A 12,469-nucleotide genomic window follows, 5' to 3' on the forward strand; every position below is an offset into this window, starting at 1 on the left:
TTGCGAGAGGAGAAACCGTGGCCAACGCCCATAGACGGCGTCTGCTCGATGCAATTTTGGAGCGACCGCCACGCCGGCCGCCAGATTGCCCTGCAGCGGAACCCGCCGCCGCGCCTTCCCATATCGTCACCACAATGCCCCCGGCGGCCGTCGATAGAATATCGAAGGGTCAGGACCGATCACGGCAACGCCGGCCACTGACGAATCCAACGCGCTGCGCCACGGTGGATAGAACAGCAACATTCCCAATAAATCTTCGTCTGACTATTACCCGAAGGGGTATGATTGTGCTGATATGGGTGTCGATCGCGGAGCGTTACTGCGGCAGGTAGGTTCTGCAATCGGTGAAACGACGCAAAAACTGAAATCGCACCCCAGATTTTTCCGCAGGATCCCATGGACAGGGACAACAAACTCGATACTGAGATCATTCGCCTCTACGAAGCGGAGCCGGATCTGCAAACGCTTCCCGCTCTTCTATTCGCCGCCATTGGCCGCCTGGTCGAGGCGGAAGTGGTGAGCTTCACCGAATTTCACCATCCCAGCCGCGACTTTCGCGCTCTGGTGTCCGTCGGCGACGATCCGGGCCGGCGGGCGACTGCCATGCAGGCCTTTGCGCGGCACATGCACTCCCATCCGTTCTGGCAGCATGACCCAGCCTTCTATGGCGAGCGGGCCTTGCGCGAGTCCGACTTCTTCAGCGACGAGGAATTCGTCGAACTTCCGATCGCAAGGGAGGCGTTCCTGCCATCCGGAGCCCGCCGGATGATCGGGATCGTGATGGAGCACTCAGGTTATGCCGTTTCGATCGTCGGCCATCGCATCGTGGGCCGGCCGGCTTTCAGCGATGATGATCGCGATCGGCTGCAGGCCTTCCGCACCCATATCCTACGATGCTACCGCCAGGCTCAGGAACGTACCCTGGCCAAGCTCACGCCGGCCCACCGGCTGCGGCTGGCATTTCCCACGCTGACGCCGCGCCAGGTCGAGGTGGCATCCTGGATCGCCCAGGGCAAGTCGAACCAGGAGATCGCGGGTATCCTCGAGATCGGGCTCGACGCCATCAAGGCCCATGTCAAGGCGATCAATTTGAAAGTCGATTCCGACAGCCGGCGCGCGGCGATCGTGATCGCCCATACCACGCCTCCCTTCGCAAAGCTGCCGCCGCTGTGGAAGCTCGACCTGGAAAGCTGGAGCGGCGGCGGCGAAGCCAGGCAGATCCGCTTACCGGAGGGCCTGCCTTCCGGAGGGATGTGAACGCCGCCATCGACCGAGCTGTGCCTCGATGGAATCCCCGCGAGGCCTTGGCCGATGGAGGCGGGTGCCAAAAAAATCTGTGCCGCTCTGTCGGACGGGCGGAGCGGTGTTCGTCCTCGGGGCATGGCAAATGCCTTCGCCCATGACTTTCCGCTCTCTCAGTCAAGAGGACAATGACCATGCCCAGCACCATCCGCCTGCACCGCGTTCTCGCCACCAGCCCCGAAAAGGTCTATCGGGCCTTCCTCGAAGCGGATGCCCTTGCAAAATGGCTGCCGCCGAACGGCTTCACCTGCACGGTGCATCATTCCGAGCCGACCGTCGGCGGCACGTTCAAGATGTCGTTCCGCAACTTCACCACGGGCCATAGCCATTCGTTCGGCGGCGAATATCTCGAACTCGTGCCAGGCGAGCGGCTGCGCTATACGGACAAGTTCGACGATCCCAATCTGGCAGGCGAGATCGTGGTGACCGTGGCGCTGAAGAAAGTGTCCTGCGGCACCGAGCTGAACATCGAGCAGGCCGGCATTCCCGACCTCATCCCGCCCGAGGCCTGCTATCTCGGCTGGCAGGACTCGCTGCGCAACCTGGCGCGGCTGGTCGAGCCCGAGATCAATCAATAGTTTTGGCCCACCCACCAGGGCGCCAGGCCTGGCGCCCTGGTGATGACCACGCGTTCAGTCAAAGCTGGATCCAGGCCGTCTTGAGATCGCTGTATTTGTCCAAAGCGTGCAGCGACTTGTCATGGCCGTTGCCGGACTGCTTTACGCCGCCGAGAGGCACGGTATTGTCGGCACCACCATAGGTGTTGACATGCACCACACCGGCACGCAGGGCGCGAACCATGCGATGGGCGCGCGAGAGGTCGGCGGTCCAAACAGCGGAAGCGAGGCCGTAATCGCTGGCATTGGCGATGGCGATCGCCTCGGCCTCCGTCTCGAAGGGAATGATCGACAGGATCGGGCCGAAGACTTCCTCCCGCGCAAGCGTCATGCCGGGCGTGACATCGAAGATCGTCGGCTGCATGTAGAAGCCGCCGCTTTCCTGGAGAATCTGCCGGCCGCCGGTGCGCAGGCGCGCGCCCTCGCCGAGGGCCTGCTCGGCATAGGCCAGGTCCTTCTTCAGCTGCGCCTCGCTGGAGACGGCGCCGATCTCGGTTGAGAGCTCCAGCGGATCGCCGACTTTCATGGTGGAAGCGATGGCGGCGAGCTTTTCGGAAAAGGCCTCGTGAATGGAACGATGCACCAGCAGGCGCGAACCGGCGACGCAGACCTGGCCGGCATTGCGGAAGATGCCCTGGGCCGAGAGCTTTGCCGCCCGATCGAGATCGGGCGCGTCGGCGAACACGATGTTGGGGGACTTGCCGCCGAGCTCGAGATAGACACGCTTGAGGTTGGAGCGGGCCGAATATTCGAGCAGCCTGCGCCCGACGACGCCCGAACCGGTGAAGGCTATGACGTCGATATCGCCATGCAAGCCGAGCGCCTCGCCTGTCACCGCCCCCCTGCCCGTGACCACGTTGAGTACGCCTTCCGGCAGGCCGGCCTCGGCGCACAGGGCAGCCAGTTTGAGAAGGCTCAGCGAAGCTCCCTCCGCCGGCTTCAGCACCACGCAATTGCCGGCCGCCAGCGCCGGTGCGATCTTCCAGGCCCCGATCATCATCGGGAAGTTCCACGGCACGATGGCGGCGACGACGCCGACCGGCTCGCGATGGACGAGCCCGAGCACATCGCTGGCCGTGGGCGCGATCTCCCCGTAGACCTTGTCGATCGCTTCGGCGTAGTAGCGGAAGGTCGCCGCCGCACTGCCCGGCTCGGCCTTCAGCGCCATGGCCATTTCCGTGCCGTTGTCGCGTACGCCCAGCACGGCAAGATCGAGGGCATCTCGCTCGATCAGTTCGGCGATGCGCAGCAGCACCTTCTTGCGCAGTGAGGGCGCCGCCTTCGACCAGGAGCCTTTCTCGAAAGCGAGGCGGGCGGCGCGCACGGCGCGGTCGACATCGCCAGCCCCGGCATCGCCGATCGTGGTCAACTTCTGCCCATCGATCGGCGAGATGACGTCGAGGACGGCGTCATCCTGCGGCTCGCTCCAATTGCCACCAATGAACAGCGATTGCGGGGCGATGGGACTATGTCGAAGGCGGTCGATCTGGTCCTGCATTTCTGAACTCTCGCGGATGGGGACGGTGGGCGTATGTCCACCGTCAGGATTGGAGCGATCGCCCATCTTCAACCCACGACCACAGTCGCTCATTGAGAAAAGCTCCGTTGTTGTCATGCCCGGGCTTTGTCCCGGGCATCCAGTCCTCGCTGTTTCAGGTCGCGTTGCCCTCTGGATTGCCGGGACAAAGCCCGGCAATGACAAAGGTCGTGTTTCCCGATCCTTCAGGCAGCCTCTCGCGAAAGGCCAGATTTGCTCTTGCGGCTGTCAGGCTACACCTCCTGGCCGACGCCCAGCCTGGCAAAGGCAGTAGCGTCGGCGGATTTCAGCCGGGCAGCCGCAAGGAAGCCGATGATGCCAGCAATCGGCACCAGGCCCGGCAGCAACACGGCGAGCACGCCATTGGCGCCCGCCAATGCCCCGAAATTCACCGCGATGAAATAGACCAGGGCCAGCAGGATCAGGCCGGTCACCACCGGCAGGATCTTGGTCACCAGCACATTGCCTTCGAGCCCTGGATTGCGGGTGAAGAAGGCAACGATCGCCAACGCCGTGAAGGCCATCAGCAGGATGATCGCCAGGGTCGCGACATTGGTGAGCCAGGAGAACAGCGCCAGCACCGGATCCTGGCCGGTGGCGGCAAAGAGCGCGACCACCAGCACGGCGATGACGGTCTGGATCATCGAGCCGACATGGGGGCTCTGGAACAGGGGATGCGTCACGCCGATCGAGCGCGGCAGAAGCCCCTCGCGGCCGGCGACATAGATGTAGCGCGCCACGCCATTGTGGAAGGCGAGCACGCCCGCGAACAGGCTGGTGATGAACAGAAGGCTCATCACCACGGTGATCCAGTGTCCGACATAGCGTTCGGCGAGGCCGAAGAGGAAGGTCGTCGGATCGGCAAGGCCCTGCAGTTGCGGCACGAGCTTGTCGACGCCGGCACCGTTCACCATCAGCCATGAGGTCAGCATGTAGAACACGCCGATGATCAGCACGGAGATGTAGGTCGCCCGCGGCACGGTCCTGTGCGGTTCGCGCGCCTCCTCGCTGTAGATCGTGGTCGCCTCGAAGCCGATGAAGGCGGCAAAGCAGAACAGGATGCCGATGGCGGGCGTGCCGCTCCAGAACGCCGCCGGCGTGAAAGGCGTGAGGGAGAGGCCGGCATCGCCGCCCTTGAAGAAGATCGCCGCATCGATGACCAGCACGACCAGATATTCCAGGGCGACGAGCACGGTGAGGATCCTGGCCGACAGATCGACGCGGCGATAGCCGAAGACAGCCACCGCGGCGATGCCGACATAAGTCCACACCCACCAGGGCAGGTCCAGGCCGAACTGTTCGGCGAAGAAGCCCTTGGTCGTCGCGCCGAACATGCCGAACACGCCGATCTGCATGCAATTATAGGCGAGAATGGCGATGAGGGCCGCCGCGCCGCCCATCAGGCCGCCAAGCCCCTGGGCTGTATAGGCATAGAAGGCGCCGGCGTTGCGGATATGGCGGGCCATGGCGACATAGCCGACGGCAAAGAGCAGCAGGATCAGGGTGACCAGTACGAAGGTCAGCGGGATGCCGGGGCCATTGCCCAGCAACATGGACAGGGGCACACCGCCGGCGACCGCCGTCAGCGGCGCTGCGGCCGAGACCACCAGAAAGGTGATCGCCCCCACGCCGAGGCTGTTCTTGCGGAGCTGGTTGGATGGTTGGCTTTGCGAGTCGTGTCGCGTGTCTTGCCGCGAATCTTGCCGCGAATCTTGCACGGTCATGGGTGTTCGTTCCCCTGGTTGAAGGCGCCGGCATGCATGGGGAAGCCCGCCCGCCGTTTCGTCTGAAACGGCATGAACGATGCTGCCCCTTATTCTTGTTGGCCGTCTGTATTGATGCGCAAACTTCGGTTCAATATTTGAACCGTTACTTCAAATATAGACTTGCAAAGAACCGCGGCAGCTGTCAAGTTATTTCGCATGTTAATTATCTTGGGTCCCGGCAGAAGAACCCGCAAGGCTCCCGGTGCACCGGAAGCCGACACGAACCGACCCCGGTGGAGGAAGAATGAGCACGATCGGCAAGGCCCTTTCATTGCTGGACACCGTGTCGCGCCTTGAGGAGGAGGCGGGGCTGACCGACATCGCCCGGCTCTGCGCCCTCGATAAGGCCACCACACGGCGTTTCCTGGTGGAGCTCACCAAGCATGGCTTCGTCGAGCAGGACCCGGTGACACGCAAATACCGCATCGGAGCGGCGCCGGTGCGCCTCGCCCGCATTCGCGAGGCCCGCTATCCCTTCCTGCGCATCGCCCTGCCCCATATTAAGGCACTGGCGGAGGCCTCGGCCGAGACGGTGCATCTTTCCGAATTTTCGGGCGGCCAGCTCGCCACCATCCACGTCGAGGATTCACCACGAGCTCATCGGGTCATCGTCGATGTCGGGGGCAACCTGCCCTTCCACGCGACGGCGTCGGGGCTCGCCTTCCTGGCCTTCCGCCCCGCGGCGGAGATCGCGGCTGCCCTGGCATCGCCGCTGGAACGCTTCACCGAGTATACGATCACCGATCCGGCCAGGATTGGCGAATCGCTCGGAGAAACCAGGGCCCGCGGCTTCTCGATCGGCCATCAGGGCTTCGAGATCGGCGTGGTCAGCGTGGCCGCCCCGATCCTTGCACCCAGCGGCCATCCGATCGGATGCATCGCGATCGCGGCTCCGACGGCGCGTGTCGGCAAGACGGCCCTGCAGGCTTTGGGCGCGGAGGCCGTCGCCACTGCCGAGGCCATTTCGGAAAAATATTACGGTCTGGAACGCCCCGCTGAAGCCAAGGCTCGTCTTGGTACCGCTCGTCTTGGGAGGACTGCCTGATGAGCACGGTGGTCTCGGTGCCCAGAATACTCGTCATCGGAACGGGCGACACCAAATCGGACGAACTGCAGTTCATGGCCTCCGTCATCCGGGAAGCGGGCGGACGCCCCGTCATGGTCGATGTCAGCATCCTGGGTAATCCGCCCTATCTCCCCGATCACTCCAGGCACGATGTCGCCGCGGCTGCCCGAACCTCCATCGATGCCATCATCACCAGCGGGGATGAGAACAGCGCGATGGCCCTGATGGCACAGGGAGCGTCGGCCCTCGTCCTCGACCTCTACCGGGCCGGCAAGGTGGATGGCATCATCGCGCTCGGCGGCTCGATGGGCACCGACCTCGCCCTTGACGTATCGGCCGTCCTGCCAGTGGGCATCCCCAAATTCGTCGTCTCGACGATCGCTTATTCCCACCTCGTTCCGCCCGAGCGCATCGCGCCCGACCTGATGATGATTCTGTGGGCCGGCGGCCTTTATGGCCTCAGCGGCATTTGCTGCGCCGTGCTGTCGCAGGCCTGCGGTGCCGTGGTGGGTGCAGCCCGGCATAGCCGCAAGCCGGATACAGCCCGCCCCCTGATCGGCATGACTTCCCTTGGCTCCACCTGCCTCAAATATATGAAGCATCTCAAACCCGAGCTGGAACGGCGGGGCTATGACGTCGCGGTCTTTCATGCCACCGGCATGGGCGGGCGCGCCTTCGAGGCAGTAGCCGAGAAGGGCGGCTTTGCGGCAGTGTTCGATTTCTGCATCCAGGAAGTCAGCAACCACCATTATGGCAGCATCGTCACCTCCGGTCCCGACCGCCTGGAGAATGCCGGACGCGCCGGCGTTCCCCAGATCGTCGCCCCGGGTGCCGTCGATATGGTCGACCTGCCATCCTGGCGCGAGCCGCCGCCCGTTCTGGCGGACCGCCCCTACCACGCCCATAACCGCCTGATCGGCTCGGTGACCGCTTCGCCCGAGGGCCGCCGCGAAATCGCCCGGGTCGTCGCCGCCAAGCTCGGGCGGGCCGCCGGCAAGACTGCCTTCCTGCTGCCGATCGAGGGATTGCAGGAATGGGACAAGCAGGGCGAACCCCTGCACGATCCGGCCGGCCATGCCGCCTTCGTGGACGAGATCCGCAAGTCCCTGCCGCCGAACGTCGCCCTGCGGGAGATCGACGCGCACATCAACGCGCCGCACTTCTCGGATGCCGCGCTCGCGCTCTTCGACGCATGGGTGGCCGAGGGCATCGTCCCGGAGGGACGGCCATGACCGGCGAACGCGCCCTCATCCTCGATTTCGGCGGTGTCGTCACCCGCACCCTGTTCGAAACGCATGACGTCACCGAGCGCACGCTCGGCCTGAAGCCTGATACCCTTACCTGGCGCGGCCCCTTCGCCCCGGAAACCGATCCGCTCTGGGTCTCGATGCAGCGCCAGGAGATCAGCGAGCGCGACTACTGGCTCACCCGGGCCCGCGAGGTCGGCCAGATGGTCGGCGAGGACTGGACGGATATGCAGACCTTCGTGCGCCGGGCCCGCGGCGCCGAGCCCGGACTGGTGCTGCGCCCGGAAGCGCGCGATGCCATCCTGCAGGTGAAGGCGGCGGGGCTGAAGCTCGCCATCCTCTCCAACGAACTCGACCTGTTCTACGGCGCCGAATTCCGCCGGCGTTTTCCCCTGATCGACCGTTTCGACGTGATCGTCGATGCCACCCATACCGGCATCCTGAAGCCTGACCCGCGCGCCTATGAGCAGGTGCTCGCCGAGCTCGGGATCGCCCGGGAGGCTTGTGTCTTCGTCGACGACCAGTTGAAGAACATCGAGGGCGCCAGAGCGGTGCGCCTGCCTTTTGTCCATTTCGACGTCACCCGGCCAGCCGAGGGTTATGCCCAGGCCCTGGCCATGCTCGGCCTTTGAGAGGAATGAACGATGCGTGAGACCAATTTCCTGATCGAGAACAATGCCCGTCAGCTCTGGCATCCAATGGCGCATCCGGCCGACATGCAGGCCAATCCGCCGCGCATCATCACCTCCGCCAGGGGCGTCGAGATCACCGACATCCACGGCAAGACAGTGCTGGACGGCGTCGGCGGGTTGTGGAACGTCAATCTGGGCTATTCCTGCGACCCGATCAAACAGGCGATCAAGGACCAGCTCGATGAACTGCCCTATTACTCGACCTTCCGGGGCACCACCAACGCGCCCTCGATCGAGCTCGCCTATGAGCTGGCGGAGTGGTTCAAGTCGGACGGACTCAGCCGCGCCTTCTTCACCTCCGGCGGCTCGGATTCGGTGGAAACCTGCCTGCGGCTGGCGCGCCAATATCACCGGGTCAACGGCCAGCCCGAGCGCACCAAGTTCATCGCGCTGAAGAAGGGCTATCACGGCACCCATTTCGGCGGCGCCTCCGTCAACGGCAACCAGCATTTCCGCCGCAACTACGAGCCCTTGTTGCCGGGCGTCTACCATCTGCCGGCACCCTGGCCCTACCGCAATCCGTTCGGCACCGAGGACGGCGCCGAGATCGCGGCGGCGATCGGCCGGCTCTTCGAAGAGGAAATCGCCTTCCAGGGTGCCGATACCATCGCGGCCCTGATCCTCGAGCCGGTGCTCGGCTCGGGCGGCATCATCGTGCCGCATGAGAGCTTCCTGCCGCTGATGCGCGAGATCTGCGACCGGCACGGCATCCTGCTGATCGCCGACGAGGTGATCACCGCCTTCGGCCGCACCGGCGCCTGGACCGGATCGCGCCTGTGGGGCATCAAGCCCGATCTGATGTCGACGGCCAAGGCGATCACCAACGGCTATTTCCCCTTCGGCGTGGCGATGATCTCGGAGACGATCGCCCAGGCCTTCGAGGGTAACAAGAACACGCTCGCCACCATCAGCCATGGCTACACCTATTCCGGCCATCCCATCGGCGCGGCGGCGGCGATCGCCACGCTGAAGGAAATCCGCCGGCTCGACGTGGCCACCAACGCTGCCGCCCGTGGCGCCGAGCTCGGCCAGGGTCTCGACGGGCTCAAGGCCCGGCACGAACTCGTCGGCGACGTGCGCGGCATTGGCCTGATGTGGGCGCTCGAACTGGTCGGCGACCGCGCCAAGAAGACGCCTGCCGCCAAGGATGTGGTGCAGAAGGTGCAGGACGTCGCCTATGAGGCAGGTGTGCTGGTGCGTACCTCGGGGGCCAATGTCATCATCTCACCGCCGCTGGTGATCACGGCCGGGGACGTGGCGCGCATCGTCGCCGCCCTCGATGCCGGGCTGAGCGCCGCGGGAGGGCGCTGAGATGGCCGGCAACGCCGCTCTGCTCGCCCGCCGCGAAAGGCTGCTCGGGCGCAACATGTCGCTGTTCTACGAGGAGCCGGTACATCTCACCCGCGGCGAAGGCGTCTGGCTCTGGGATGACGAGGGCCGGCGCTATCTCGACTGCTACAACAACGTACCGCATGTCGGTCACTGCCATCCTCGCGTGGTCGAGGCAATCACGCGCCAGGCTTCGACCCTCAACACCCATACGCGCTACCTGCATGAGGGCATCCTCGATTATGTCGAGCGCCTGACCGCGACCTTCGACGCCAGCCTGAACGCCGCCATCCTCACCTGCACCGGCAGCGAGGCCAATGACGTCGCACTGCGCATGGCGCAGGCGGTGACCGGACGGACCGGCGTGATCGCCACCGATCATACCTATCACGGCAACACCGCCGCCGTGTCGCAGCTCTCCACCCGGATGCCGCCGGTCGGCGGCTTTGGCGGCCATGTCCGCCATGTGCCGGCGCCGGACAGCTACCGCCCGCTGGGCGGGGTGCCGGGCGATGCCTTCGCGACGGCCTTCGCCGCCAAGGTCGAGGAGGCGATCGCCTCGCTGGAGGCGAGCCCGTACGGCTTTTCTGCCCTGATCATCGATCCCTTCTTCGCCAATGAGGGCTTTCCCGACCTGCCATCGGGCTTTTTGGACCGAGCGGTCTCGGCCGTGCACAAGGCCGGCGGCCTCGTCATCGCCGACGAGGTGCAGCCCGGCTTCGGCCGCACCGGCAGCCATATGTGGGGCCACCAGCGCGCCGGCTTCGTTCCCGATATCGTCACGCTGGGCAAGCCGATGGCCAATGGCCACCCGGTCGGCGGCGTGGTCGCCAACATCGATACGCTGAACGCCTTCCGCAAGGCCTTCCGCTACTTCAACACCTTCGGCGGCAACCCGGTCTCCTGCGCCGCTGCGATGGCCGTCCTCGACGTGATCGAGGAAGAGAAGCTGATCGAGAATGCCCGCACCGTCGGCGCCCATGCGCGGGCCGGCTTCGAGCGGCTCGCCGGCAAGCACGCCCTCATCGGCGACATCCGCGGCAGCGGCCTGTTCATGGGCACCGAATTCGTGCTGGACCGGGCAACCAGGGAACCGGCCCCGGATCTGGCCACCCGCATCGTCAACGCCATGCGCGAGCGCGGCGTGCTGATGGGCAAGATCGGCGTGCATCAATGCGCCACCAAGATCCGCCCGCCCATGCCGTTCTCGACGGAGCATGCCGACCTGATGCTCTCCACCCTCGACGACGTGTTGTCCAGCCTGTGAGACTTAACCCTCCCCTGAAGGGGGAGGGTCGGCCTGAAAGGCCGGGGTGGGGTGAAAAATGCGACGGTTGAGACAATCACCCCACCCCGCCGCTACGCGTCGACCCTCCCCCTCCAGGGGAGAGTAAGAATACCAACCGGCGAGCCGTTTCATGAGGCGACAATGGCCGACAATCTCACGCAAGAGCTGAAGAACGCGTTGCTGGAACGGGCCGGCGAAGCGCTCCGGCATTGGCCGGTGCCGGCCCAGCAGCCGCAGTTCCTCAAATACCGGGAGAATGCGGTTTTCCGCATCGTCCTCGCCGACGGTCGACCGGCCGCCCTGCGGCTGCACCGCGCCGGCTATCACGACGAGGCGGCACTGCAGTCCGAGCTTGCCTGGATGACGGCTCTCAAGCGGGGCGGACTGGCCGTGCCGGCGTCCATTCCGGCTGCCGACGGGCGCAGCCTCGTGCCCCTGGCAGGCAATGCCCGCTTTGCTGCCCAGCATGCCGATGTCGTCAGCTGGATCGAGGGTATGCCGCTCGGCCAGACGGGAACGCCCCTGTCGCAACCGCCGGAAAAACAGGCCGAACTCTTCTTCAGGATCGGTCAGGCCATGGCCACCATGCATGATCTCGCCGATGCCTGGCAGCAGCCACCCGGTTTCCACCGGCCGGCCTGGGATGCTGAGGGGCTCGTGGGCGGGCGACCGCTCTGGGGACGGTTCTGGGAGTGTCCGGGCCTTTCGCCACAAGAAAGCGAAGCGCTTGCCGCGCTCCGAGTCCGGCTCAGCCAGGCCCTCGACAGCCATGCCCCTCGCCTCGACTACGGCCTCATCCATGCCGACCTCGTGCGCGAGAACGTCTTCATCACCAATGGCGGCGTGGCCTTCATCGATTTCGATGATTGCGGCCCTGGCTACCGCCTGTTCGACATAGCCACCACGCTTTTGAAGAACCGGGGCGAACCCACCTATCCCGCCATCGAGCGCGCGCTGATCGCCGGCTATCGCAGTCGTCGCAGCCTGAGCGATGAAACCCTTGCGGCGTTGCCGCTGTTCCTGACGCTGCGGAGCCTGACCTATATCGGCTGGCTTGCGCAAAGGCCCGAGACCCCGAATGCGGCCGGTCGTCTGTCGCGTTATCTGAAGGAAAGCCTCCAGCTCGCCGATGCCCTGCAAATCGAGGCTTGACATCGTCGGTTAAATTATTAACATGTTAATTAAATAGATCGGGAAACGCTGGGAAACATGCCGCATCTCACCATCGAATATTCCGGCAATCTCGAAGGCCGCGCCGATATCGGCGAACTCTGCGACCGGCTGCACGCCGCAATCCTGGCTACCGGCCTGTTCGAACTCGGTGCCATCCGCGTCCGGGCCTTGAAGGCGGAGCATTTCGCCATTGCCGACCGATTGCCGGAGAATGCCTTCGTCGACCTCAATTTTCGCATCGGCAAGGGCCGCAGCGCGGACGAAAAGAGGCGGACCGGCGAGGCCCTTTTTGCAGTCGCGGGCGAAGTCCTCGCTCCCCTGTTCGAAACTCCTCACTTCGCGCTTTCGCTGGAAATCCGGGAAATCGATTCCGAATTGAGCTGGAAACGCAACGCCATCCACCCACGCCTCGGCGGACAATAGGGCCTGAGCCCTGGTACCCGCCGCCGATT

Annotated in this window: 11 protein-coding genes; 9 read left to right on the forward strand and 2 right to left on the reverse strand. The window is 64.8% G+C overall.

Annotation, left to right across the window (positions count from 1 at the left end):
* Positions 1-396 precede the first annotated feature (396 nt).
* Positions 397-1,257 (forward strand): helix-turn-helix transcriptional regulator, encoded by an 861-nt coding sequence (locus ACTJKX_RS07660; RefSeq protein ID WP_394313623.1) that lies wholly within the window; start codon positions 397-399, stop codon positions 1,255-1,257.
* 179 nt (positions 1,258-1,436) lie between these two features.
* On the forward strand, positions 1,437-1,880 hold the full coding sequence (locus ACTJKX_RS07665) for an SRPBCC family protein (RefSeq protein ID WP_187829496.1): 444 nt from the start codon (positions 1,437-1,439) through the stop codon (positions 1,878-1,880).
* Between the two features lie 58 nt (positions 1,881-1,938).
* Here ACTJKX_RS07665 and ACTJKX_RS07670 read toward each other — a convergent pair whose 3' ends face one another.
* Together ACTJKX_RS07670 and ACTJKX_RS07675 are read right to left on the reverse strand one after the other, a co-directional pair.
* Positions 1,939-3,417, reverse strand: a complete 1,479-nt coding sequence (locus ACTJKX_RS07670; protein ID WP_394313663.1) for an aldehyde dehydrogenase — start codon at positions 3,415-3,417, stop codon at positions 1,939-1,941.
* A gap of 272 nt (positions 3,418-3,689) precedes the next feature.
* Complete coding sequence (locus ACTJKX_RS07675) at positions 3,690-5,180, reverse strand: APC family permease (RefSeq protein WP_440724894.1); 1,491 nt, start codon at positions 5,178-5,180, stop codon at positions 3,690-3,692.
* Positions 5,181-5,466: 286 nt separating this feature from the next.
* Here ACTJKX_RS07675 and ACTJKX_RS07680 point away from each other — a divergent pair, with 286 nt between their 5' ends.
* From ACTJKX_RS07680 to ACTJKX_RS07710, 7 genes are all read left to right on the forward strand, one after another.
* Positions 5,467-6,267: an IclR family transcriptional regulator gene (locus tag ACTJKX_RS07680; RefSeq protein ID WP_440724895.1), complete on the forward strand. Its 801-nt coding sequence runs from the start codon at positions 5,467-5,469 to the stop codon at positions 6,265-6,267.
* Positions 6,267-7,520, forward strand: coding sequence for a Tm-1-like ATP-binding domain-containing protein (locus tag ACTJKX_RS07685; RefSeq protein WP_394313618.1), 1,254 nt, complete (start codon positions 6,267-6,269; stop codon positions 7,518-7,520). The genes ACTJKX_RS07680 and ACTJKX_RS07685 overlap by 1 nt, the downstream gene beginning before the upstream one ends.
* On the forward strand, positions 7,517-8,167 hold the full coding sequence (locus ACTJKX_RS07690) for an HAD-IA family hydrolase (protein WP_394313617.1): 651 nt from the start codon (positions 7,517-7,519) through the stop codon (positions 8,165-8,167). Before ACTJKX_RS07685 ends, ACTJKX_RS07690 begins: the two co-directional genes overlap by 4 nt.
* 12 nt (positions 8,168-8,179) lie before the next feature.
* Positions 8,180-9,538 (forward strand): aspartate aminotransferase family protein, encoded by a 1,359-nt coding sequence (locus ACTJKX_RS07695; RefSeq protein ID WP_440724896.1) that lies wholly within the window; start codon positions 8,180-8,182, stop codon positions 9,536-9,538.
* A 1-nt stretch (position 9,539) separates the two neighbouring features.
* Positions 9,540-10,823 (forward strand): aspartate aminotransferase family protein, encoded by a 1,284-nt coding sequence (locus ACTJKX_RS07700; protein ID WP_394313613.1) that lies wholly within the window; start codon positions 9,540-9,542, stop codon positions 10,821-10,823.
* A 162-nt stretch (positions 10,824-10,985) separates the two neighbouring features.
* Positions 10,986-11,996: a phosphotransferase enzyme family protein gene (locus tag ACTJKX_RS07705; protein WP_394313612.1), complete on the forward strand. Its 1,011-nt coding sequence runs from the start codon at positions 10,986-10,988 to the stop codon at positions 11,994-11,996.
* 57 nt (positions 11,997-12,053) lie between these two features.
* Entirely contained in the window at positions 12,054-12,440 is a 387-nt protein-coding gene (locus ACTJKX_RS07710) for a 5-carboxymethyl-2-hydroxymuconate Delta-isomerase (RefSeq protein WP_440724897.1), read from the forward strand.
* Positions 12,441-12,469: the final 29 nt, after the last annotated feature.

The organism is Labrys sp. 22185 (assembly GCF_052045555.1).
GTDB classification, from domain to species: Bacteria; Pseudomonadota; Alphaproteobacteria; order Rhizobiales; family Labraceae; genus Labrys; species Labrys neptuniae.

What these genes read in the sequence shown, in the direction of transcription:
- ACTJKX_RS07660 (WP_394313623.1), top strand. Translation starts at nt 397, where the DNA reads ATGGACAGGGACAACAAACTCGATACTGAGATCATTCGCCTCTACGAA.
- ACTJKX_RS07665 (WP_187829496.1), top strand. Translation starts at nt 1,437, where the DNA reads ATGCCCAGCACCATCCGCCTGCACCGCGTTCTCGCCACCAGCCCCGAA.
- ACTJKX_RS07670 (WP_394313663.1), bottom strand. Translation starts at nt 3,417, where the DNA reads ATGCAGGACCAGATCGACCGCCTTCGACATAGTCCCATCGCCCCGCAA.
- ACTJKX_RS07675 (WP_440724894.1), bottom strand. Translation starts at nt 5,180, where the DNA reads ATGACCGTGCAAGATTCGCGGCAAGATTCGCGGCAAGACACGCGACAC.
- ACTJKX_RS07680 (WP_440724895.1), top strand. Translation starts at nt 5,467, where the DNA reads ATGAGCACGATCGGCAAGGCCCTTTCATTGCTGGACACCGTGTCGCGC.
- ACTJKX_RS07685 (WP_394313618.1), top strand. Translation starts at nt 6,267, where the DNA reads ATGAGCACGGTGGTCTCGGTGCCCAGAATACTCGTCATCGGAACGGGC.
- ACTJKX_RS07690 (WP_394313617.1), top strand. Translation starts at nt 7,517, where the DNA reads ATGACCGGCGAACGCGCCCTCATCCTCGATTTCGGCGGTGTCGTCACC.
- ACTJKX_RS07695 (WP_440724896.1), top strand. Translation starts at nt 8,180, where the DNA reads ATGCGTGAGACCAATTTCCTGATCGAGAACAATGCCCGTCAGCTCTGG.
- ACTJKX_RS07700 (WP_394313613.1), top strand. Translation starts at nt 9,540, where the DNA reads ATGGCCGGCAACGCCGCTCTGCTCGCCCGCCGCGAAAGGCTGCTCGGG.
- ACTJKX_RS07705 (WP_394313612.1), top strand. Translation starts at nt 10,986, where the DNA reads ATGGCCGACAATCTCACGCAAGAGCTGAAGAACGCGTTGCTGGAACGG.
- ACTJKX_RS07710 (WP_440724897.1), top strand. Translation starts at nt 12,054, where the DNA reads ATGCCGCATCTCACCATCGAATATTCCGGCAATCTCGAAGGCCGCGCC.